Below are 24055 nucleotides of genomic sequence, written 5' to 3'. Positions count from 1 at the left end.
GTTTAAGAAAGTATTTCTATTTTTGCACCCCTTTAAGGGGATCTTTAAACTTGTGTAGATTATGTATTGGACTTTAGAACTTGCCTCCTATTTGGAAGACGCTCCGTGGCCAGCCACCAAGGATGAGTTAATTGATTTTGCTATTCGCTCTGGAGCACCTTTAGAGGTTGTCGAAAACCTCCAAGAGCTCGAAGACGATGGTGAACCTTATGAAAACATTGAGGAAATATGGCCTGACTATCCAACAAAAGACGATTTCTTCTTTAATGAAGACGAATATTAAGTACCAAGCCTTCTCTTTTTTTAAGTGAAGGCTTTTTTACTCCTTATATCCGTAAAGCCTTTTTTAGTTTCACCATTCCATTTTTACTAACAGGTAACTGCGTGCCATCTTTAAGAAAGATCAGGTAGTTTTCTTTTTGGTAGGGCTCAATTTTGCTTATTGCCGAGATATTCACCAGATGAGAACGGTGAATGCGGATGAAAGCATGTGGATCAAGCATTTTTTCGTAATAAGCCATCGTTCCTAATTTCAGGTAAACTTTCCCTTCCGAATTGATCCTTACGTAATCCCCATCAGAACTAAATGATGCAATATTATTTGCGTTGATTACTTCTATCCTATTGCCTGTCTTTACAACAACTCTCTTTAAAAACCCATCTTCAGGCAAATCCTCCCTAACCTTACCCATTTTAGCCTGAGTAGAAAGCCCCGTCTCCTCAATGCTTCTTCCTATAGCTTGGGCCAACCTGTCTTTAGAGAATGGCTTTAAAAGGTAATCAATGGCTTGCAATTCAAAAGCTTTGATCGCATAGCTATCATAGGCAGTGGTAAAAATCACTTTGGGAGGATTCTCTAAAAGCTCCAATAGTTCAAAGCCGGTTATTTTAGGCATTTCTATATCCAAAAACAGCAAATCAGGTTTAAGTTCTCCTATCGCTTTGAAGGCCTCAAATCCATCGTTACATTTTCCCAGTACTTCGATATCAGGAAAATCGGCCAAATAATCCTGAAGTAAATCCTGGGCCAAGGGCTCATCATCAACAATCAAACATCGTATCATCTTAATTGAGGTATTTTTAAGGTAGCGGTAAACTGACCGTCGACTTCCTGATATTCAAGCAAATCTTTACGGCCAAAAACAAGAAACAATCTTCTCTGTAGACTTTCCAACCCAAAACCAGTTCCAGAGGCCTGACCTAAATCACCATCACAGGGATTTTGTACGGAAATCAGGAGATCATTGTCCTTCTGACTAACATCAATTTGGATCAAAACATCACCAGTAACACCATAAAGCCCATGCTTTACTGCATTCTCGACAAGCCCTTGCACCATTAGGGAAGGTAATTTTAAAGTGGATGCATCTTCAGGTAAATTTATTTCATACTTCAACCTATGGCCAAACCGAATTTTTTCCAATTTAAGGTATTGACCAATGATTTTCATTTCATTATCCACCTGCTCCCACTTTTTTGGATCCATCTTCAGATTTCCTCTATAAAAATCAGCGAGCCCCTGAACCATCTCTCTAGCCCTCTCTGGATCTCTTAGCAATAAGGCATTGATGGAATTTAAACTGTTAAAAAGGAAATGAGGCTGCATTTGCTGACGCAGGTAATGAAGTTCAGCATCAGTGGACAGTTTCTGCCGAATCTCCTCTTGTTGAAGCATATTTAAATCTTTGGTACTGGACTTGTCCGACAAGACAATTAACCCTATAAGATGCAGTAGTAAAGTAGTAACTGTGCCCCTAAGAAAAATAGTAGTGTCAAACAGTGCAAGAGCATCGGTATATTCCAACCAACCGGACTCCCATAACAATCGATTCAAAAAGGTAAGTATACCCGCTATAGTGAGGGAAAATAAAATTGTCGGCCAACTTTTTATCTTTCCAACAGGATAATAATTTAACATTAACCTTATAAGAAAAACACCTATTCCAAGAGTGATGGTGCTAAGCAAGGCATCAACAGTACTCCACTCCAAGTTACCTTGCCAATAGTAGGTACTGCCAAAGACCCCAGCAAAAACCGTCAAAAGAAAAATCACATGGTCTCCATAATTATCATTGATCAAATAGGATTCATGTGATTTTTCCATAGCGGGTTATATTTTAGTAGGAAGTAATTTCTATCCCTCCAAAAAGGACTGTTCCTGTAAGGATTAATCTCTTTTCAGGGGATTGGGTATTTGCCTGCTGTCCATACCTTTTATCATCTATACCTGCTGCCAGGTTACTTACGCCTAACTGCACATCCCAGTGCGGAGGCACAATTAATTTTAATCCACCAAATGCGACCGAAACCTTCAATACCGCCTGATCTTGAATATCAGCATGCATTAAGTCTATATTTGACCCACCAAAAACACTGGTTACTTCTCCCCCTTTAAAGTTCTTGGACATAACCTTTCGCTTTATCCCGGTAAGAAAGGCATCTACTTTTATGTAATTAGAACTGTCTTGACCTAAGGTACCTAAATCCTCGGAAGTACTTCGGTCAAAGCCCTTTTCCCATCCAGCCATATTAAAGGGCTTGGATCTGTTTTTCTTAACAATAATGTATAACCCCAATACAATCAATCCTATAGGAAATAACAATGCACCTATGTGGTAGGGAAGAAAAAACGTGTTTTTCAATAGGAAAAAACCACCTATTAAAATCATGATTATAGAACCTGTATTCTGAAATCTACTTTTATAGCCTGTATAAATCCCAATTGCAATTAATATCATAGGCCAAGAAAAAATCCAATATGGGATAAAAAAGCCCAACTGCTTTAACAATAGTAATGACCCTATTACTAAAATCAATACCCCTAATACGAAATTTCCATTTCTTTTATCATTCATGGTCTTATTATTTATTTGATGATTGAAAGGTAGGTCAATCAGATACCAATAAATAGACTGCTTCGCCTAACGAAAAAAAAATACCGATGAACGACCTGATTTAACTGTTAATTGGCTTTACCATTTAAGCCAATTAAATAATCAGCATAACTCAAATCTTCAGGTGTGGTTAATTTAATATTTTCTGGATTCCCTGCAATCAAATGTACTTCCCACCCCATGTTTTCATATACAGTAGCATCGTCAGTAAAATAGAATTCTTCTTCAGTGCAGAATGCTTCCTTTATTTTATTCAATTGGAATGTTTGTGGGGTCTGTACTAATCGGTAGTTGTCTCTATTTTTGAATTGGGAAGATCCATTTGAGTCAATACTTCTTATGGAATCTTTTAAAGGCACCACAGCGATGGCACTTCCATATTTGGCGGCCGCTTTAAAACTCTCATGAATCACCTCCTTAGACACAAACGGGCGTACCCCATCATGAATAGCCACCAAGCCTTCCTTCTCCGCTATGCTATCCAATCCATTCTGAACAGATCTAAACCTACTAGCCCCTCCTTTTACTAGTTTATGTGGGACATTAAAACCAGATTTCACGCATAAACCCTTCCAATATTCAAATTGACTCTCAGGCAATACCAAAACTAGATGAAGCGCTTCATCATAAGCCTTGAATTTTTTCAAGGTGTGCATCAATACAGGTAAACCACCTATGGGCAAAAATTGCTTGGGTATATCTCCTCCCATCCTTACTCCTGCTCCTCCTGCAACTACAATGGCATATTTTTCTTGATCCTTTAGCATAGCTTCTATCAACTTACCAGAAGTTTAGAACATACCAATGCGGACAACACTTCTTCTTGACCACCATAAGCTACTTTCATGTTCTTGTCATAAGCCTCTACTTCCAAAATCTCTACCTCTACACCTAAAGCTAGGCCTTTGCTATTGAGGTACTTTAAAAACTCATCAGAAGTTTTGCTTAAAGCCTTTAAAGTCACCTGTTCATTGGGTTGGCAATCTGAAAGCAACCTAAATTTTTGTGTGGCAATTTCTCCATTACTTGTAGGTATAGGCGAGCCGTGTGGATCCCGTTCAGGGTAGCCTAGAATTTCATCCATTCTGTCAAAGAAGGCATTGGACTGAATATGCTCTAGTTGTTCGGCTATCTCATGTACCTCTTCCCATCCAAAGCCCATTTTCTCAACCAAATACATTTCTGTTAGCCTGTGCTTCCTAATAATCATGGCAGCCATTTTTCTGCCTTTGGCTGTAATTTTAAGCGGCTTGTATTTTTCATACTCCAGCAAACCCATTCCGGCTAATTTTTTAACCATGCTGTTTACGGAAGGCAGACTGACTTCTAAAGCCTGGGCTATACTAGTAGTGTTAACGTCATCAGTCGCTATGGCTTGATTAAAAATTACTTTAAGGTAATTCTCTATGGATTGGCTATTGGTCATTCTTTAATTATTTCAAAACAAAGATAAAAAAATATTGAAATATATTTGTTAGTCAAATCTAACTATTTAAATTTGTCTCGGCTAAATTAAAGATGAAGCTAACTAAACACAAGTTTTTATAAGTGATACCCATTCATTTAAGAATTGATGAAGGATTATTAATCACATGATTACTCAAAAAAATAAATTTTAAAAGATAATATAAAATGTTTGACATTATTGTTGACTACCTAAGTAGTATTTCTCCGGCATACGCTGCTTTGATTGCAACCACATTTACTTGGTTTGTCACCGCCGTTGGGGCTGCTTTCGTGTTTTTCTTTAAGAAAATGAACAGGCCTTTCCTAGACACAATGATGGGATTTACCGGTGGAGTAATGATAGCTGCCAGCTTCTGGAGTCTTTTGGCACCAGCCATCAATATGAGTGAAGGAGAGAGCTTTGTTAAAGTTATGCCTGCAGCCATAGGTTTTTTAGGAGGCGCATTGTTTATTTTTGTTTTGGATAAAATCCTTCCACATGTCCATATCAATTTCAAGAAAACAGAAGGTATCAAAACCCCTTGGCAGAGGACAACCCTATTGGTTCTTGCCATTACAATGCACAATATTCCTGAAGGATTAGCGGTAGGTGTTTTGTTTGGAGGAGCAGCCTCTGGTGTTCCTGAAGCAAGCATTACAGGAGCTGTTATTTTAGCAATAGGCATAGGCTTACAAAACCTCCCTGAAGGAGTCGCAGTGGCTGTTCCACTGAGAAGAATGGGAATGAGCAGAAGAAAGAGCTTTTTGATGGGACAGGCCTCTGCCCTGGTAGAACCAGTTGCAGGTGTATTGGGCGCCGTAGCTGTTTCACTTTTCACTCCCATTCTGCCTTATGCTTTGGCATTTGCTGCAGGAGCCATGATATTTGTTGTAATAGAAGAAGTAGTACCTGAATCCCAGCAGGATGGCAATACCGACATGGCCACAATGGGTTTTATTGGCGGTTTTATCATCATGATGGTTTTAGATGTAGCCCTCGGTTAAGGCAGGCTTATTTCCCTTGATGCACTTCTGGATTTACGGGATATGGCAAAGGATCTCCTTTCAGACCCGCTATGACATTCTCTACAGCACATCTGGACATTTCATCTCTGGTTTCTTTTGTCGCTGAACCTATATGTGGAAATACAACCGCATTCTCCATTTCCAATAGCGGATTGTCCTTAGACATGGGTTCAGGGTTGGTTACATCAAGGCCAGCTCCCCATATGATCCGCTCTCGCAAGGCTTCAGTAAGCTCATCTTCCTTATGTACGCCTCCACGTGCAGTATTGATAAATATTGCTGTAGGTTTCATTTTCTTGAATTGCTCCATCCCAAACATGCCTTTTGTTTCTGGGGTAAGTGCGGTATGTACGGAGACCACATCACTTTGAGCCAAAAGCTCATCCATACTTACCTTCTTAGCTCCAAGTTCTTTCTCTGCTTCGGCATTGGTGCTTCGGTTGTGGTAGAGAATTTTCATTCCCCAGGATTGGGTAACAATTTTCGCAAGCTCTGTACCTATTCTCCCTAAACCAACAATCCCGAGGGTTTTCCCAGCTAAATCAAAGCCAAGGTCCTGGGTAGGCTGCGAGGCTCCCCATTCTCCTTTTTTTATTTTATTATGTAGATAAAGCGCTTTACGAGCAACTGTCAACATCAGCAATAAGGCAGTTTCAGCAGTAGCTTTATTTAAAACATTGGGCGTATTTCCCACAGGTACACCATTCTCTGTAGCCGCTTTTATGTCCACTCCATCAAACCCTACTGAGTGAAGCGCAACAACTTTAAGGTGATTGCATTCTTTGAAAAAATCAGCATCCAGACCCGCTTGGCCAACGCTAATAAAAGCATCATGTCCTTTGCAAAACTGAATGGCTTGGCCCCTATCCAGTATTGGTTTTTCCTTCCATACGGTATAGGCAATACCTGCCTCATCAAGCAGTTTAAAACCTATTTCTGGGATAATTTTATTTATAAAAACTTTCATAAAATTTCATTTTTCCACCTAATGGTGTTAGTGTAAAAAAATAATGACGGGATTATTCCCGCCATTATTGGTCATTATTTAACGTACCTAAAATCAAATTTTTGATCAAAACTCTTTAAAAAGGCAAGCATTAAGCCAATCACATTTTCGATATCTTCCTTACTAGCCGTTTCTACAGTAGTATGCATGTATTTTAAAGGCAAAGAGATCAAAGCCGCTGGTACACCTCCATTGGAGTAGGCAAATGCATCTGTATCAGTACCTGTACTTCTTGAAGAAGCTGATCTTTGAAAAGGGATATCCTCTTTCTTAGCGGTATCAATGATTAAATCCAATAATTTTTTATGTACTGCAGCACCACAGGTTAGCACCGGGCCTTTTCCAGCAGTATAATCCCCACTGGCAATTTTGCTGTACATTGGAGCCGTAGTATCGTGACAAACATCAGTGATAATCGCCACATCAGGCTTAATTCGAGCAGCAATCATCTCAGCTCCTCGCAAGCCTATTTCTTCTTGAACAGCATTGACGATATACAAACCAAAAGGCAATTTAATATTGTCCTGCTTCAATAACCTGGCCACTTCCGCAATCATAAAACCACCGATGCGATTATCCAGGGCACGTCCAGTATAAAACTTTTTATTCAATTCGGTCAACTCATCCTTAAAAGTAATGACACAACCCACATGAACCCCCATTTCCAAGACTTCATCTTTTGACCTTGCTCCAATATCAATGAAAATATTTTCCATTTTAGGTGTCTCCTCTTTTGCTTTGTCTCTGACATGAATGGCTGGCCAGCCAAAAACACCAGGTACAATTCCTTTGTCGGTATGTATATTGACACGCATAGAGGGAGCGATCATATGGTCTGAACCACCATTTCTGATCACATAGATATAACCCTCTGGAGTGATATAATTGACAAACCAGCTAATCTCATCAGCATGGGCTTCAATAACTACCTTGTATTCTGCATCGGGATTGATTACACCTACTGCTGTTCCGTAAGGATCTGTAAAATAATCATCCACAAAAGGTTTTATATAATCCAACCAGATCTGTTGACCTGAAGCTTCAAAGCCTGTTGGTGAGGCATTGTTAAGGTATTTGTAAAGAAATTTTTCGTTAGTATCCATATATAGATTTAATTGTATTCAGTACTTGACCACAAAATAGCTGCCATTAATCTCTGTACTGAATTCAGTGCAAATAAAGCTATTCTATCAAATCAATTGGGATAAAGTTACAAACAAGATTGTTAGGGTAAAAATAGTGCTGGCACCAATCTTATGCAGAAGCTGAATATTTTGCTTTTTGTATACTAATACAAAAATTAGTCACTCCATGATACTCAAGTTTGTTGTGACTATTTGTCTCTTAATTTCTCTATCCTTAAATACTCACTTTTCATTTTACTTATTTCATTGAGCCTATTTTGCTTAGTTTTCAGAACATCGAGTGCATACTTTATCTCTTCAAGTGCATCTTCATAAAGCATTAACTTTTCATAGATACCTATCTTTATGCCACTAGTCCATTCACTGTCCCTATCCAGCTCTTTTGCTATATCTGCCAATTTCAGTGCTGTTTTCAAATCAACCTCCCTAAAAGCCAAATAAGCCGCTGCACCAGCATAATTATCCGCCACAGTATTTTTACCGGTCAGTAATTCCTCTTCTATAAATTGTTGAATAATCCCATTTGTCGTTGTTTCAATAGGAAAATTGACCTCAGTATTGGCCCAAGATAAGTAAACCCGGGCATCGTGCTGTTGCAATTCAATATCGAAATTTAAAGTCTCATAAAAACGACTTGTTACGGAAGGAACCACTACAAATCGGGCTGCATCTTTATGGTAATCATAGTCATAAGTCCCATAAAGGGTAGTGTCAGAATTGATTATTACTACCCATTCTTTTGGATTGGGAATGGTAAAAATGGAGTAACTGCCAGCAGCCACTTTTTGACCTCCAACCATAACCTCATGGTCAAATCGTATTTTGGTACAATTTCCTGCTCCTGTGCGCCAGACTTTACCCCAAGGGACTAATCCTCCAAAAATTTCTCTCTTTCTGGCTGAAGGCCTTTCGTATTCCATTGCAATCAAGGTATTTCCCACAATCTGAGAAATACTCCCTTTGGGACTAAAAGAGGGAAAGTTAAAAGCTACGCCTTGCCCTCTAACTTGAAAGGTTGCGAAAATCAGTATTGTCACAATTATAATATTTCGCATCATTTTTAAATCTAAATGTATATGAATAATAGAAGGATATTTGGCTGCGTTTATTTACAGCTTAATTTTAAATAGGGAAAAGCAAACATTTCAATGTTCTCCCATTTTGGTATCATTTAATCGAACTATTGAATGACAAAGCTTTATCAATCCAATATTCTAAATCTGCATCCCTATCAAATCCTTCTGGAATTATGAAAATATAGCCTTTCATTGGTCTACCGGTAAAATCCATTGGTAGGCAAACCTCTTTTTTTATCTCTGATTCGTAAGCTTCTGGTCCAATCTTCGCCATTAGAAGACTGTCTCCATATTTTTTATCAATATGGATGCCGCAACACATTTTACCTTTGACCATAAAAACCAATCCTCCCATCATTTTCTTGTCAATAAAAAAGATGTTTTTTGTTTGTAGGAATTGTCGAATTCGATCGCCTAAATGTTCATCATATGCCATTTTTAAAAGGTACTAAATTCAAGTGTAAAAATTAAGTCAACCACAGAAAAAACGACCCATAAAACATTAATAAACAAACTTATACAGAATACACCTACCCATCATTGCTAAGCAAATAAGCAGTTGCCTTAATATCAATTGACCTAGGATGATAAGGGGACAATGGTTCTATATAAACCCGAGGAAATTTCATCAAGGATAAAATTGTACTACTGGTTTAGCTAAGTTTCCCTTCAGAAAAAAGCCTTCTGATTTCTTTTTTGTCAAACTTTCCAGTGCTGGTTTTTGGCACTTCATTGATAAAAACAAACCTTTTAGGAACCTGGTATTTCACAAAGTCTCTTGATAAAAACGCAATTAATTCTTCCTCCGAAACCTCATCTTCCTTGTCCATTAAAACCATAGCAGCCAATGGCACCTCTACCCATTTATCGTCTGGAATCCCTATAACTGCTGCTTCTCTAATTTTAGGATGGGCCATTATTGCAGATTCCAGGGCCACGCTGGAGATCCATTCCCCTCCACTTTTAATAAGGTCTTTGATCCTATCTTTAATCTCCATATACCCATCTTCATCAATTGTACTTACATCGCCAGTTTTAAACCAGCCATCTTTTGTGAAGTTTTCGTGATTATTGGTTTTAAAATAAGCGCTAACGATCCAAGCTCCTCTAGTTTGCAGCTCCCCTATGGATTTACCATCATTAGGAGCAACCTTGCCATCCTCTTCAACAACCCTTAACTCAATCCCAGGAAGCGGAATACCCTGATTGGCCCGAACGGCAACTTTTTCTTGGTAGGAAAAAGTGTCATGTTTTGGCTGAAGTCGGCTGACAGTTGCCAAAGGAGAGGTCTCGGTCATCCCCCAGACTTGTACCCCTTTTATCCCAAAGTCTTTATCAAAGGCTTCAATAAGGCTTTTTGTCAATGCAGAACCACCAACCAGGTACTCTTCAAGCGCTAACTTTTCTTTCGGCGGATTCATCTTCAAAGCATGGTACACGCCCAACCAAATGGTCGGGACACCATTGGCTTTATTCACTTTCTCATCTATGAGTATTTGAATAATTCCCTCAGGCTTTAAATTTGAAGAGGGCAAAACCATATCTGAGCCCGACAACAAACAGCTATAGGGCAAACCCCAGGCCATCACATGAAATTGGGGAATAATCAGTAAAACAATGTCTCGGTTATTGAAGTTAAAAGCGTTTGGAGCCGTAATGGCAGATGCATGTAGGTAGGTGGATCTATGGGAATACAAGACTCCTTTTGGCAAACCTGTGGTTCCACTTGTATAACAAATACAGCAAGCGTCATTTTCATTGATTTCAGGCCATGCAAAATCATGGAATTGTTCTGCTAACAAATCTTCATAATGCAGGGTATTAGGCAATGTGGTTTTGAAATCTTTAGGGGCATTTAATAGAACATAGCATTCTACCGTTTCAAGTAAAGGAGCTATCTTCTCTAAAAGATGGACCAACGTAGCGTCAACGAATATTACCTTGTCTTCAGAATTATTGATTATATACTCGGTTTGATTGTCTGACAAGCGAATATTTATTGGATGGCATATCGCTCCTACACCAGATATCCCATAGTACAATTCTACATGCACACCATGATTCCATGCAAAAGTGCCTACCATATCCCCTTTTGTGACGCCTAATTTCTTGGTCAAGGCATTGGCTAGCTTTTTACATCGCTTGTACATGTCACCAAAAAGGTACTCTTCACGGGTTCCATCAGGCAAATAACTGATAATCTTTTTATGATGATAAACACTGTTTCCATACTCAAGAATAGTATTTGTCGTGAGTGGGTAATTCATCATTAAGCCTTCCATTCTTTAATATTTTGGGTTTTTATATTATTAATTATTCTACTTACTATTGAAGATTATAGTAGCTTTCCTATGAAACCTACTTAAAAGAAAAAACCTATTCTCCATCATTATACAATGCTAAGAATAGGTTATTACTAGGTAAATGAAACCTGTTTGAATGGCTGATTTCACTAATGAAATTAATTGCGATTATTTTATTTTTTGATGATAACCCTAGAAGGGTTCGAGTAATATCTGGAAGACTTTTAAAAAAATATCCATTCCAATTAAAAACCCTTAGGAGCCAAATACTACAAGAGACATGGTCCGAACAAACAATAAGTCCACTCCTTTTCAAAATTATTTGGGTTAAGGTTATATTCAATTTTAGGCTTCCTGCATTAAATAGTCAAACCTAAGAATAAATGCATCTCTACATTCATCCTAAAATCTTCATTACTAATCTACTGATTTTTTGAAGGGTACAAAATGATTTGTGGATACATGGTTAAAAAATAGCCTAAACCGGCTACTCCGGCATCTAATTAGCATCCCTATCCAAATTCAGAGAGGAGATTGTCAAAAGGCCTTAACCTCGGTATTGCCTGTAGGCCACAATCACTTTGTGCGAGATCGGAATACTTTTAAAATAATTATTGATTTATCAATTGTAGCAGAATCCCTAATAGCCCAATAAATAAACAGAGGGGAGAGAAAAAATTCAGATCTGCTTTTCCAAATGGGGTGTTTTTAATTTTTTTGAAAAACCCCACATACTTAAAATCACCAATGGCTCTGAAAATAAATATACTAGGGATAATCCATCCCCCATAAGTCATTACCCAAACAGGGATTGGGAGCAGTAAAAAACCTGATTTCAATAAATAAAAGAGGCCGAAAAAAGTTAAACCAAACCCAACAATTGCACTGTCAATTTTTTTTGGATTCAATACCCTTTCACCACTTTCATTGGTGGGTAAGGTTTTTTCTAAACCCCAAGTTCCTCCAAAAGCCCAGGAAAAATGAATAATCCCAAGAACTGTAAAAATAGCAAATAGCACTAATGCGCCTATTGAATGCATGATTTTTTAATTTAAATCTCCCTACAAGGTTTCGAATTTAACTATTACTTGTCTTTCCTCTCCAATATTTCATTATAAAGGGTTGTAATGCTTTCGGTGGAAGGTTCTTTTCTCATATTGCCTCCCTGTACTTCGTGAGTAGCCTGCCACCTGTACAACCAAGAAGCACCCCATTTTTTATAATAATTTTCCTTTTGCTGGTAAACCTTATCTGTCAAAGCCTCTCCCAGACTTATGAATTCATACCCTCTCTTTTTTAACTCATTTATTAATTGAGGAAGATAATCTGCATTCAGTTTAGTGTCGTGGCATAAATATATTTGATTGACAGTACGCTGATAGTCCTTAAAAGCCAGGTCTTCAAAAAATTCAAAATAAGCCAAAGTTGTCCTCAAATATTCCTCTCCGATCTCTTTCGCTTTTTCAACCTCCCCTTTATCTAGGAAATCCTCATAGACAAAATTGAACATCCAGTCCACACTCTCCACTGTATAGGGCGTAATAGTATACCCATTATCTTTTAAGAAGTTTCTTACTTGCACATGTTGGACAGAATCTTCGCCTAAATCATTGAATGGAAACCTAAAGTATTGAAGGCTTTTATTGTATTTCTTAGCAAGTTGTCGAGTGATGGCTTCCCCATTTATAATTTCACTTGCATAGGCATCTACTCCTGTGATGGAATACCGAGCATGGCTAAATGAATGATTGCCTAAGGTTATGTATTCCTTTTGGGCCCAATCGTTTAGAAGTCCAAAGTTTCTGGTTATGGACTCTGTACTATAAACACGTGCCTCGTTAATGAAAATGGCAATGGGTATTTCTAAGGAATCCAATTTCTGCATGAGAACAGATTGGAAGCCATCTTTTTCGAACCTGCGGGTGTTGGGAACATCATCAATGGTGATAGATACCATTTTTTGACAATTCGCCAACTGACAAATCATTAAAAACCCGGGTAAGAATAAGTATTTCAAATTCAATTTATTCCATGATTTTAGTTACATGCTAAGTTCTTATTATTTTATTAAAATTAGGCCATTTCAAGTATGCTTTGATTCAATTTATTAAAGAATATTCTATTGGTCTATTTAATCCCTATGAGTATATCTCTATAAAGTTGAAGTGCTAAACCCCAATTCCATCTAATAAGGACTTTAAGAAAAAGGCTTGACCATCTATTGAATAGTCAAGCCCTTGTAGTCTTTCATTTTATTCATGCCCCGCTAAGTCAGGTAAAATCAAATGATAGTCCTCGGATAAGAACTTTGCAGTTTGCAGAAACTACTTAGGTCACCTCCCATTCCATGAATCCAAATCCGATTTATTGCCAGCCTCGTTCTCGTAATAGTTTACAGGATAGCCATTTACATCAACTGTTTTCTTTTCCAGGTTGGCTGCTTTGGCATAACTTTCTGGAGAAAAGAAAAAAACAATTGTACCTGATGCAAAAATATCAAAAGCACAACGACAACGATTTTTTTAAAGAATTTTTCATGAGTGGTCCTTGTATGACGTCATTATATTATAAAAAGTATTCTTTTACATGTTGCAATAATTTACCTCCATCAGGATCTGCTTGCGTTTTTAATTGGCACAAATTTTCTGCCCATTCAGAAGTCCGTACGCGCAAAGGCGGATTTTCAGAAATAGCTACCTTCAATATTACAGCTGCCACTTCTACGCTTGTCTGGTAGAGAGAAGGTCCTTCCTTTTTAATCGCTCTGTTCTGCGCACCCTCTATGTATTTTTGAAAAATTGGCGCATAGACACCTGATGCCATTTCTCCTTTTTCATTGACTGTTTTGGCTACTGCATTGTTCATGAATTCGGTTGCTATTCCTCCAGGCTCAACTAGAGAAAAATTGATATTAAAAGGGTCGCTAACATAAGAAGCAAGCGCCTCCGTAAACCCTTCTACCGCAAACTTGGCCCCGCAATACAGCTCATTAAAAGGTTGTCCCACAAGACCACCCACTGAGGTTATGTTAATGATATGACCAGCCTTTTTCTCACGCATATAAGGCAACACAGCTTTGGTCACTCTGACCACTCCTGTGTAATTAACATCTGTTACCCAGTCAATTTCTTCTTGGGTAGTCTCTTCCAAAGTTTTGGCAAATCCTGCTCCTGCATTGTTAATTAACACATCTATTTTCTCGTCTTTTTTTACGATAAACTTTACAGCTTGGTCTATAGAATCCAAATCTGAAACATCAAGCTGCAGTAACTCAACATCCAAATTGCCTTTTTCCACTCTTTCCTTTAGCGCATCTGCTTTCGCCAGATTTCTCATTGTAGCATATACCTTAAAACCATGTTCTGCGAATAAGATGGCAGTATCTAATCCTACTCCTGTTGAAGTTCCTGTAATTAATACGTTCTTTTTCATTGTTACAATTGTTTAACTGGAATGAATATTCATTCCATTTTTTTGATAAAAAATTTTTATTCTTTTATGGCGTCCCAGACCATGTCCATTTGATTTTTAAGTGAAGTAGTTTTTATACCAGATTGAGAAAAATACCATCTTAGATAAGACATAATTGTCCCGCCTATAAAAATAAAGATCTCATCAATTTCAATAGGCTTTATGATCCTTTCTTTTTGCCCTTTAACCACCAATTTATAAACTTCTTCATAGGAATTCTCTCCCTTCACTTTACTCTCCAAACTTATGATAGGAGAAGCATGAAGTTGTTCCATAAATTTAAAATAAATAGGGTGTTCCACAAAAAAATGAATGATCGCCGTTAGGTAATTTTCAAATTGTGTTTTAATTGGCTGACCTGATACAAAGGGAGCAAATACTGACTTCTCCTCCCCTTTGATCTTCACATATATCTCATTTATTAAAATTTCTTTGTTAGGGAAATAGTTATAAATCGTGCCCATCCCAGTCCCTGCCGCTTTGGCAATTGCCGACATTGGTGTATTGTGAACCCCTTTTTCAGTAAGTAGCTTTAACGCCGATGACAATATGACCTCTTTTTTATTCACTGTACAAATGTAAGCAATTTGGAATGAATGTTCCAAATTGCTTACCCGTTTTTATTTAAATCACCCGATCATTTTATTGAAATAAAATTAAAAACTGTATATTTAGGAATGAACAGAAATATAATAATCCTATTTCTATTTGTATTAAGTTCTTGTGAGACAGCATCAGAGGACCTTTCCTACAGAATTATCCAAGTGAAGGATTTCAAAGTAATTCCCATTACTTCACAAAAGTATTATTTCGAGGAAATCATCAATCCTTCTAAAATCGGATTAGTTGATGACAAAATTCTGATCTCTGAAGCATGGAGAGTTCCTGAGGAAAATCCCCGAATCCATATTATCAATTCCAAAGATTGGACTTATGATAAACCAAAGGGGAAACATGGTGAAGGTCCTTTAGAATTGATTGATGCTAGCTTGTTTTATAAAGGAGAAAATGCTGATACTTTCTGGACCTATTCGATGAATAGGAGGAAAATAGTCGAATATTCGATGTCAGACGCTACACTTCTTGGGAAAAGTGAATGGAAAATGACTGAGCCAATGATGGGTCTTCGGTTTTTCACTCAGGCTACTGACAGTAGTTTCCTGGGAATATCAAGAGTGAGTGAAAATCGAATTCTGGAATTTGATAAAGAAGGTAATAAAATCGGAGGATATGGAGCTTGGGAAAAGGTAAAGGGTAGACCTGACCTGAATGCTCATCAACTGGCAGAATTAAACGGTAGTTTTTTTAAAGGAAATGCTGATGAAGGACTTTTTATTAGAGTGGGACTATACAGGGATAGGCTTGAGGTTTTTAACAACCGAGACAAATCCTTTATCATCATAGATGGGCCAGATCTAGCATTGCCAGCATTTGAACTAATTGGAAATGATTTATACCTGGGAACAAATCCTCACTTTCGCTATAGAGATGCTGTTGTTACTAAAAGCTATATTTTCGCATTGTATGGGGGAGTAAGCCTATCTGAATTCAACAAAACATCGGTTATGGCTGAGCAAATATGGGTTTTTGATCACAAAGGAAAGCCCCTCTGGAATTTAAAGTTGGATAGGTCACTCATCAATTTTGATATTAATGAAGATACAAATGAAATTTATGGATTGACTACTGACGAAGATCCTGGCATTGCGGTTTATACTATCCCAGAGGAGTTGTTGTAAAACAAAAAACAGCTAAAAAGGGTAACCAACCTATTTCCCTTTATTTAACCCAGAAAGCTCTTCTTTGCCAATGGTATTCATTAGTTCTGGGGACAAGCTTGTGATATTATTGGTCAATTCCTCAACGCCCGAAACATTAGAAAGGATGACCACCCCATTTTTTGCTTTCACATCTATAATCATAGAAGAGGTATAGCCTCCCGTTCCCCCATTGTGCCAATTCCATTCTTCTCCCGATTCTGTTTGAATGACACTCCAACCTAAAGCCATAGCATAACTTTCGCTTACTTTAAAAAATGCCGTTCGCGAAAGAACCAAAGCTTGGTTTGAACTGTCAAATTGTGCCAAGGCAAACTTTGACAAATCATTTACCGAGGATAAAATTCCACCGGCCCCCATCAGCACAGCCATGTCCCAATTGGACACCTCTTCCCCTTCATCATTAAGCCCCTTAACCAATTTATCCTCCACCTGGCTCCTTAGTGTAGTTGACGTATTCATCCCATATTTAGAAAAAATTTCCTTTTGAAGCATCTCTTCGTAAGTCATCTGCGCTTTATTGCTTAGCAAATAACCAAGCATTCCAACGCCAAGATTTGAGTAGTCAGAAACCTCCCCAGGTTTATGCATCATGATCAATTCTTGGGTCAGATAGGTTTTAAGCTCCTTTTCCCCAAAATCCTGGTACGGGTTTTCTAAACTCAACGCCTCTAAACTTGCTGGAACCCTGGGCAGCCCCGAGGTATGGGTCGCCAATTGCTTAAGGGTAATTTTAACATTATCCTTCAATGAATAATTTAAATAGTCGTCAATTTGATCCTCCAAATTGACCTCTTCCTCCACCAGATAATTGGCTAACAAGGTGCCTGTAAAGACCTTTGTTATGGACCCTATTTCGAAAACCCGGTCTTGATTTTGAATAAGCACCGTTGAATCCTGTACCCGTTTAACCCCGACAAAATTAACCTTCCCATTTTCAATAATGGCTATGGCAACCTCTGCTTGATTTGGCAATGCCTTTACCTTGTCAAAAATCAATTCATACTGCGCTTCAGTCAATGTTTCTACTTCTTCAACCGGAACTTTAGATTTCTTGGTTGGAGGATTTCCACAGGCATAAACGACTACTAATAAGATTAGAATTTGTAGGTACTTATTCATTAATTCCTGAGTTTATGACTTCCAATAGAAGGATTGTTATGCGCTTTTCACTTCAATACAAACGACAATAGCACTCAATTCAAATAGCCATTTAGCGATCCTTTTTAACAATGATAATGCATAGAATTGTTGATACCAAAGTCAAAAGCGTTCCAAGAATTAACTCTAATAGGCTTTCCGAAAAAAGATTCCCAATGGTATTAAGGCCAAAAAAAGCCGCAAAAACCCAAATGAGTGCATTTATTATTTTATTCTCTTTTTCCCTTTCAATCAGTTTGTATTTTATAAATAGTATGGTCATTAGAAATATATTCAACAGGATTGAGAAGGTTTCAAAAGTTTTCATCTCCTCCACAGAGTTGAGTTTTCCAGCCCAAACGATATCGTAGGGAATAAATTGAAAAAATACCAAAAAGTGAAATACCAAAATCACTCCAAGAAGGCCAAACATTATCACCAAAGCTGTTTTCTTCTTCATATTTCTAAATTTTCAATTCCTTACAAAATGTTTTACTTTTAACCCTTTAATTCTGAGTAGCTTAATTTTTCAACATTAAAAAACCCAGTAACCTACTCACCACAATACTATTAGTACTAAACAATTGACAAATCCTTTAATGACTATGTTTAACAAAAACATTTCTGTCTTTTGACCTCAGTGTAAAGGGTAATTGAAAAAGACATCAACCCAAATTGAAATGTTGAGCACCACACATCAGGAACTTTAACCCGAAATATGCAATAGACATTCTATTACATAATCCGGGTTTAACAACTCTTGTATTTGAAACTATGGAAAGTATGTTCCAAGTGAATTGGGCTCAAAACCTCCCATCCATTGGCCAATTGCCAATGAATTTAGCTCCAAAGCTGGTTTGATTTTGTTAAAATAACAGGCGCATCATCTGTGACTAAAATTGTTTGTTCGTGTTGGGTAACATATCCACCTTTGTTCCCCACCAAAGTCCACCCATCCTGCAACTCCACAGCAATATTTGAGCTGGTTGAAATAAAAGTTTCAATCGCCACAGTAGTGTTTTTCTTGAACCTTTCTCTATTGCTTCTGACCCGATAGTTTAAAATATCCTCAGGTTTTTCATGTAAGCTCCTTCCAACACCATGTCCTGCTAAATTCTTGATTACCTTGAACCCATGTTTTTTTGCTTCTGTTTCAATCAAGCCCCCAATATCTGCTATTTTCACACCTCCTTTAATATTACCAATGGCTTTGCGTAAAATATTTTTTGAAGCATCTACAAGTGGTTGGAGCTTATTAATGTCCTTTCCAATAATAAATGAGCCTCCATTATCAGACCAAAACCCATTCAATTCGGCCGAAACATCTATATTAATTAAATCTCCCTCATTAAGAATTTTATACTTGGATGGAATGCCATGCGCAGCTACTTCATTTACACTAATGCAAGTATACCCAGGAAAACCATATGTTTCATAAGGAGCTGATTTTGCCCCAAAGCCTTTTAGAATTTCACCTCCATATTCATCCAGTTCCTTGGTTGACATACCAATTTTGGCGTATTCTCTCATCAATTTCAGGGTTGTACCTACAACCTCACTGACACTTTTCATCCCCTCTAAATCGGATTCTTTTGTAATCGACATGCTTTGTTTTAAAAAGGTTAATGACCTGTATAAAAGATAGAAAAGGTAATCTCCACCTCTTAACTAATTTATAATTTTTAACCGACAAATGGATATTTACAGTAAATTCAAACCCATATTCAAAGGTTAAACAATTGAATATGGATTGAAATTCCAATTGCGAATCAGCTTATTAAACCTTTGTTGATCGCGGTTAATGCAAATTATCTCATCGACAGCAACTGGAGGTTATAATTGCTATTAACTTGAAACCTCTCCTATCATCACATCCACACCACCTGTGGCGAAATTAGGAATATCATTTACAGCAGCTTGCCCTTCAGCGGTAGCCATTTGCTTTTTTAATTCTTCTATAGAGTCGAAATACAATTCTGCCATTCTATACTGAGAAGGTTTTCCTCCATCTGGTGTTCCAATGAATTTAGTAAACTCAACACGACTTAAACCCTTAATTTTAGCGGCGATGGGAAGGTGAGTTTCAGAATAGTAAGTCTCAAAGGCTGCAGGATCTTCTGGGTGTCCATACATTACAACTAATTTTACCATGATTTATTTTTACTGTGGTTATTTTCTATAATTCTATTCCTCAATGATTCCTTAGAAAAAAAAACATCCAAGAACATGATTTGGGAAAATATTCTCTTCAAGATAAGAAAATTTAATTTAGTGGTTATTAGAACACGAGTAAATTGCAAACAATTCCCAAACTTCCATTCTTGAACTACTTAAACCTTTTTCAAACAACCGATAATTACTAACCTTTTATTGATTTCATTTATTTCTATCAGTCAGTTACTATTTCGATTTCCATTTGATTCCATTTGTAATAGGTACTGTGGTTATTTCCGGCATCAGACCAGATCAAAACCATCTTTTTACCATCTTTACTGATCCATTTTGGACTTAACTTCATGCCATAAGTACGGTTTTCCTTGTTGTCGGGATAAAAGGCATCTTTATAATAAAACTGCTTCCAGGGCCCCCAGGGGTTTTCAGAATACCAAAATCCAATGCTACCTGGTAGTGGACAGTCCCTGCACCAACCATCCCAGAAATCCTTACTTGGATCCTTTATCCCATAACTGGTCATAATATATAAATCCAGGCCAGCATTGTATACGACGCTTGGGAACCAACTGGCCCACATCCATTGCTCACCTTCACCTGCCTCAGGATACTGTATTGTAGCACCTCTCCGACGCATGTCTGAGGTCCATATAGCTTGATTGTTATTGATCCCCTGAAAATATTCATAAGCTGATTTTTCTAAAATTTTATTCTTATGAACCCTAGCCAAAGCCAGATTACGAGGATTATGCTGTTCGGGAGAGTACATATAAATAAACTCATCCTTGGCCGCTGAGTTGGCTTTCCCATTTTGCAAAAAGGCAATCCAGTTAAAGGCATAGGCCTCTTTCCCCTCTTTAGGGCGTGGGTTTTCCTTATGGAAGAAAAATGCGGTTGAGTCTAATTCTTGAAAGGACTTATAGTTCTCTAAGGTTCCATCCCAACGGTAAACCGTTTTGCCAAAATCTTTCGTATACAAAAGCCTATTGGCGGTGGCCCTTCGGTACCAGGTATCTGTTTCACTTCTCCATAGCCACATATAGATAGTACTATCTACGGCTAAGGTGCCGTACCCATACAATGGTGAATCAACTAAACTAACCGGCCATCCAGGCATTTTTTTTACGTTCTTTTCGGTAAAATTTTGATCCCCCGAAATTTGTAAGAACATAGATCCTTCCCAATCTGCTAAGCTGTTCAATTTCTCTGAACTCCCCCACCATCCATTTCCATCGTCCAAAATTGTATATACATTGTCATCAATGGCCCAGGTTTGGCACCAGTTGTCACCAAAATTTCCCTTGCGAACAAGGGTAGTAGAATCAAAGCGAACACCTATCGGATTGGTCTGTGAAAAGGCGGTAATGGTGGTCGCTATAAACAAAAGAAGTAATAAATATTTTCTTGGTTTCATGATTTTATAATATGTAGTGAAACGTGTGCAACTGATGCAAAAAGATCACAAGTACTTCCTTCTCCATTCTTTAGTTGAAAGTCAACGGTTGAAATATTATTTCTCAACAAGCTATTACAATCTCCAGCAAAATACATAAAAAAACGGAGGGCTTTATAATAGTGGGCAGACAACGAAAGCATTAAACAGGTAAAAGTAAATGTTAATGTTTTGCCTTACTTAATTCTCATCTTTGGGTAAAACATTGTATCCGTCCGATAAACCACATCTTCCAGAAATTTCAAATAGGGTTAAACTTGTGTTATGAAAAGACATTGCTAGAAAGAAATGAAAAGATATGTCAGGAAAGGTCCGAATAGGGTAAGAGCAAGTATGAATTTACGGCTTCCATGGGCCTAGTTTCTACCATGTTTTACTATCGGCAAAAAAATCCAGCACCTGAATAGAAGCACCTTCAGCAGGAAACGGTTTTCCGTTGTTGAAACCGGGTCCTCTTTTGGACGTGGCCGCATATTGGGGTATATTCTTTATTCTCTAGGTGTAAGCCTAGAACTTTATAAAAACTGTTCCACTGAATACCTTGGAGTTCTGCTCAGGTAGTGGAATATTGATTCTTTTTACTTACTGCCACTACTTTAATTATGCCTAGCAAACCGACATACGTTTTGGTATCAATACACTTTCAGAGCTATTTCAGAATGAACCTGGCTCCGATCCGATGAATAAGGACGTCTTCATGTTCATAGGCAAGCGGTCCAACCAAGTCTGGACTTTGAGGTGGAACGGGGATGGTTTTACCCTGAACATCAAAAAGCCGGGACAGGGCATTTTGAACAATCTAGGCTTGAGGGAGACGCAATGTCAAGCGTTCAACTGGTTCTGCTTTTACAGTAAAACCAATTCTATTCAGAGAACGGAATAACCCCTTAAAAAAGTGGAGAAAAAAGTGCTTTTTTATTTGATAAAAAGTGGATTAAAATGTTCATAACCAAATTTACACCTGTTTTCATAACAGGATAATAGACTATAAAGAGTTATAAGAGCATGAATTGTAGATGTTTTGTTTTATAACAACGTCTCTTACAACAACAACTCGGGTTATACCCTTGGCAAAACGACGACTACGGTTAATAATATTGAATTTAGCAATAAAGTCCCGAGTTATCGGAGTGGATTACATCACCATAACAGTTGGGATTTGTCAGATTATACGGTTTCTGCCAGTGATTTTGTAAGTTTGGATCCTAGCTCACCGGATTTCCTGCGATTGAAAGCTGGGTCAGGACTTGTGAATGTTGGATCTGATATTGGATTCCCATTCAATGGAACTGCTCCGGACCTTGGGGTTTATGAACAATACTAAATTTTAATCAATCGCATAGCTTATAAGGCGGATTCGGAAGAATGGATTAAAAACTATACATAATTGATTTATATTTACTTGAAAATTTTCATGAGACCTTTAAACTTGATCCTTGTATTCTCTGCCCTATTATTTTGGCATGATGGCTATAGCCAAATTCCAGATGAGAATACTACCAATCCTTATGCAGTATCTACCTATGAATGTACTGGCCTGTATTGGACAACACCTGAGTCTGGAATTTGCACTGTAAAATATAAAAAAGCATCGGATTCAGATTGGACGCAGGGACTTAACCTGGTGTATGATGATAGAGACGGCCAATATCGGGGAAGTATTGTCGGTCTTGAGCCTAATACTGAGTATCAAGTAGAACTATCGAGTGATCAGGACAAAACAGTCATGAATTTCACAACTCGAAACGATCAATTTCTAATTGGAAAGACAACCTACCTGCCGGAGGGCGAATCAACTGACCCCATCATTATCACAGAATCGGGAACGGCAGATGGCTACCATCTAATCACAGTACCTGAAAATACCAGTTCAGTGATCAATATGGGCAATGTTGGCAATGAGGGAATAAAAATTGATGCTGACTATGTAATCGTCCGGGGAATAGAAATACGTAATGCGAGAGTAGATGGTATTCGTATAAAGGAAAACAGACATGACATTGTCATCGAACAATGTTACATCACTTTTTGGGGAAGAATAGGCGGCCCCATCACTTACGGAAATCTAGAAGGAAGCACGGATAGTGGTATTAAAGCAGAAAGTGGCACATGGAATTTGACCATCCAAAGAAACTTGATTGAAGACCCCAGAGGTGCATCAAATGATTGGGAAACAGGTCATCCATCAGGACCTCAAGGTATCACTATTAGCCAAAGCTTAGGAGGGAATGTAATACGGTATAACGATATTCTTTCCACTGAAGATCATGGGTTCAATGATGCTATCGGTGGTGGCGCAAATTATTCCAATGTGGGCAATATGAACCGGGACTCGGATATTTATGGCAATCTGATCCGTAGTGTTTGGGATGATGCCATCGAAGTCGAAGGAGCCAATATGAACGTTCGGGTATTTGGCAATTATGCCCATAAGTTCTTCAATGGTATAGCTACCGCTTCTACTACGAAAGGCCCGATATATATTTATAAAAATATAGTAGGAGAAAGCAGGATAGGCCATCGTAACCCCAGTGGAGGATCCTTTATCAAAACTGGAGAGCGAGAACCGTTTGCCGGAGGTAGGAGATATGTATTTCACAATACGATAGTGCAACCGATGGGTGCTTCCCATGCTTTCTCTGGTCATGGTATTTCCAATACAGTCACAAGGAACAATATCTTTGATGTTCCAGGAAGACTGGCAGCTGATCGTGAAACAGTTGACAATAGCGATTACGACTACGATTATTTTTCAGGTCTATCATCGGGTGTGGCCAAGGAGAAAAATGGCATAAAATTCGGTACCACACCATCTGCCACCAGACTCTACAGGACTTCGTATTCCCTGGAATATTTCCCTCGATCCAGGATCAATTCTATAGTCTGGGGAAGGAAGCCCTATCAGTTCGGCGATGTCCAAAGAAACATTACAGATCCTGTTGTGCAAATTCGTAACCCATTGATTGATGGTGGCATCGAAATCCCGGGATTCAATGACGATTTCAAAGGGGATGCTCCAGACTTGGGTGCTTTTGAGGTAGGAGCTGCCCCTCTGGAATTCGGTAGACGTGCCTATTTGGCCCATGATGAAGGCTGGTCTGCCTGGGAGAAATAGATTAGCCCTGGATAAATTGGTTGCATGTAG

The 24055-nt window shown here is 38.2% G+C and carries 25 protein-coding genes; 6 read left to right on the top strand and 19 right to left on the bottom strand.

The genetic code is table 11. The features are described 5' to 3' along the window. The first annotated feature begins 61 nt into the window (after positions 1-61). The gene (locus AC13EX_RS23975; protein WP_010855875.1) at positions 62-283 is read left to right on the top strand and encodes a DUF2795 domain-containing protein; all 222 of its coding nucleotides are present in this window, start codon (positions 62-64) and stop codon (positions 281-283) included. Between the two features lie 43 nt (positions 284-326). Here the strand turns inward: AC13EX_RS23975 and AC13EX_RS23970 are convergent, their stop codons facing one another. From AC13EX_RS23970 to AC13EX_RS23950, 5 genes are all read right to left on the bottom strand, one after another. Next, positions 327-1064, bottom strand: a complete 738-nt coding sequence (locus tag AC13EX_RS23970) for a LytR/AlgR family response regulator transcription factor (RefSeq protein ID WP_482894607.1) — start codon at positions 1062-1064, stop codon at positions 327-329. Next, positions 1061-2104: a sensor histidine kinase gene (locus tag AC13EX_RS23965; RefSeq protein WP_482894606.1), complete on the bottom strand. Its 1044-nt coding sequence runs from the start codon at positions 2102-2104 to the stop codon at positions 1061-1063. The genes AC13EX_RS23970 and AC13EX_RS23965 overlap by 4 nt, the downstream gene beginning before the upstream one ends. A 13-nt stretch (positions 2105-2117) precedes the next feature. Beyond that, entirely contained in the window at positions 2118-2855 is a 738-nt protein-coding gene (locus AC13EX_RS23960) for a LiaF transmembrane domain-containing protein (RefSeq protein WP_482894605.1), read from the bottom strand. Positions 2856-2962: 107 nt separating this feature from the next. Beyond that, a complete protein-coding gene (locus AC13EX_RS23955; protein WP_482894604.1) occupies positions 2963-3661 on the bottom strand; it encodes a 2-C-methyl-D-erythritol 4-phosphate cytidylyltransferase in 699 nt (232 codons plus the stop codon). Between the two features lie 8 nt (positions 3662-3669). Next, complete coding sequence (locus AC13EX_RS23950) at positions 3670-4320, bottom strand: metal-dependent transcriptional regulator (protein ID WP_482894603.1); 651 nt, start codon at positions 4318-4320, stop codon at positions 3670-3672. Positions 4321-4526: 206 nt separating this feature from the next. Between AC13EX_RS23950 and AC13EX_RS23945 the strand changes: the two genes are divergently transcribed. Continuing rightward, positions 4527-5345: a ZIP family metal transporter gene (locus AC13EX_RS23945; protein ID WP_482894602.1), complete on the top strand. Its 819-nt coding sequence runs from the start codon at positions 4527-4529 to the stop codon at positions 5343-5345. A 7-nt stretch (positions 5346-5352) separates the two neighbouring features. Here the strand turns inward: AC13EX_RS23945 and AC13EX_RS23940 are convergent, their stop codons facing one another. The 9 genes from AC13EX_RS23940 to AC13EX_RS23900 all read right to left on the bottom strand — a co-directional run bounded on the left by AC13EX_RS23940 (position 5353) and on the right by AC13EX_RS23900 (position 14972). Beyond that, positions 5353-6333, bottom strand: a complete 981-nt coding sequence (locus tag AC13EX_RS23940) for a 2-hydroxyacid dehydrogenase (RefSeq protein ID WP_482894601.1) — start codon at positions 6331-6333, stop codon at positions 5353-5355. A 74-nt stretch (positions 6334-6407) separates the two neighbouring features. Then, positions 6408-7475, bottom strand: coding sequence for a M42 family metallopeptidase (locus AC13EX_RS23935; protein WP_482894600.1), 1068 nt, complete (start codon positions 7473-7475; stop codon positions 6408-6410). Between the two features lie 230 nt (positions 7476-7705). Beyond that, positions 7706-8575 carry a DUF2911 domain-containing protein gene (locus AC13EX_RS23930; RefSeq protein ID WP_482894599.1) on the bottom strand — a complete coding sequence of 290 codons (870 nt, stop codon included), beginning with the start codon at positions 8573-8575 and terminating at the stop codon, positions 7706-7708. Positions 8576-8684: 109 nt separating this feature from the next. Beyond that, a complete protein-coding gene (locus tag AC13EX_RS23925) occupies positions 8685-9029 on the bottom strand; it encodes a TfoX/Sxy family protein (protein ID WP_482894598.1) in 345 nt (114 codons plus the stop codon). Between the two features lie 217 nt (positions 9030-9246). Then, positions 9247-10875: a long-chain fatty acid--CoA ligase gene (locus tag AC13EX_RS23920; protein WP_482894597.1), complete on the bottom strand. Its 1629-nt coding sequence runs from the start codon at positions 10873-10875 to the stop codon at positions 9247-9249. A 632-nt stretch (positions 10876-11507) separates the two neighbouring features. Then, on the bottom strand, positions 11508-11936 hold the full coding sequence (locus AC13EX_RS23915) for a DUF3995 domain-containing protein (RefSeq protein WP_482894596.1): 429 nt from the start codon (positions 11934-11936) through the stop codon (positions 11508-11510). 44 nt (positions 11937-11980) lie between these two features. Further along, the gene (locus AC13EX_RS23910; RefSeq protein WP_482894595.1) at positions 11981-12853 is read right to left on the bottom strand and encodes a polysaccharide deacetylase family protein; all 873 of its coding nucleotides are present in this window, start codon (positions 12851-12853) and stop codon (positions 11981-11983) included. Positions 12854-13461: 608 nt separating this feature from the next. Beyond that, complete coding sequence (locus AC13EX_RS23905; RefSeq protein ID WP_482894594.1) at positions 13462-14328, bottom strand: SDR family oxidoreductase; 867 nt, start codon at positions 14326-14328, stop codon at positions 13462-13464. Positions 14329-14384: 56 nt separating this feature from the next. Continuing rightward, positions 14385-14972 (bottom strand): TetR/AcrR family transcriptional regulator, encoded by a 588-nt coding sequence (locus tag AC13EX_RS23900; protein WP_482894593.1) that lies wholly within the window; start codon positions 14970-14972, stop codon positions 14385-14387. 72 nt (positions 14973-15044) lie between these two features. On the opposite strand from AC13EX_RS23900, the gene AC13EX_RS23895 reads away from it, so the two are divergent. Beyond that, the gene (locus tag AC13EX_RS23895; protein ID WP_482894592.1) at positions 15045-16106 is read left to right on the top strand and encodes a BF3164 family lipoprotein; all 1062 of its coding nucleotides are present in this window, start codon (positions 15045-15047) and stop codon (positions 16104-16106) included. 30 nt (positions 16107-16136) lie between these two features. Here AC13EX_RS23895 and AC13EX_RS23890 read toward each other — a convergent pair whose 3' ends face one another. From AC13EX_RS23890 to AC13EX_RS23870, 5 genes are all read right to left on the bottom strand, one after another. After that, the gene (locus AC13EX_RS23890; protein ID WP_482894591.1) at positions 16137-17267 is read right to left on the bottom strand and encodes a serine hydrolase domain-containing protein; all 1131 of its coding nucleotides are present in this window, start codon (positions 17265-17267) and stop codon (positions 16137-16139) included. Positions 17268-17358: 91 nt separating this feature from the next. After that, complete coding sequence (locus tag AC13EX_RS23885) at positions 17359-17745, bottom strand: hypothetical protein (protein ID WP_482894590.1); 387 nt, start codon at positions 17743-17745, stop codon at positions 17359-17361. Positions 17746-18125: 380 nt separating this feature from the next. Then, positions 18126-18890, bottom strand: a complete 765-nt coding sequence (gene map, locus AC13EX_RS23880) for a type I methionyl aminopeptidase (RefSeq protein ID WP_482894589.1) — start codon at positions 18888-18890, stop codon at positions 18126-18128. Between the two features lie 240 nt (positions 18891-19130). Further along, positions 19131-19436 (bottom strand): EthD family reductase, encoded by a 306-nt coding sequence (locus AC13EX_RS23875; RefSeq protein ID WP_482894588.1) that lies wholly within the window; start codon positions 19434-19436, stop codon positions 19131-19133. A 238-nt stretch (positions 19437-19674) separates the two neighbouring features. Continuing rightward, positions 19675-20871 (bottom strand): hypothetical protein, encoded by a 1197-nt coding sequence (locus AC13EX_RS23870; RefSeq protein WP_482894587.1) that lies wholly within the window; start codon positions 20869-20871, stop codon positions 19675-19677. Positions 20872-21529: 658 nt separating this feature from the next. On the opposite strand from AC13EX_RS23870, the gene tnpB reads away from it, so the two are divergent. From tnpB to AC13EX_RS23855, 3 genes are all read left to right on the top strand, one after another. Further along, the gene (tnpB, locus tag AC13EX_RS23865) at positions 21530-21793 is read left to right on the top strand and encodes an IS66 family insertion sequence element accessory protein TnpB (RefSeq protein ID WP_482894619.1); all 264 of its coding nucleotides are present in this window, start codon (positions 21530-21532) and stop codon (positions 21791-21793) included. A gap of 138 nt (positions 21794-21931) precedes the next feature. Next, positions 21932-22234, top strand: a complete 303-nt coding sequence (locus AC13EX_RS23860; RefSeq protein ID WP_482894586.1) for a hypothetical protein — start codon at positions 21932-21934, stop codon at positions 22232-22234. 90 nt (positions 22235-22324) lie between these two features. Further along, entirely contained in the window at positions 22325-24025 is a 1701-nt protein-coding gene (locus tag AC13EX_RS23855; protein WP_482894585.1) for a right-handed parallel beta-helix repeat-containing protein, read from the top strand. The last annotated feature ends 30 nt before the right edge of the window (positions 24026-24055 follow it).

This window comes from Cyclobacterium sp. L-R (assembly GCF_056859355.1).
The sequence above is the reverse complement of the archived record's forward strand: the minus strand, read 5'-3'. Positions and strand labels throughout refer to the sequence as shown.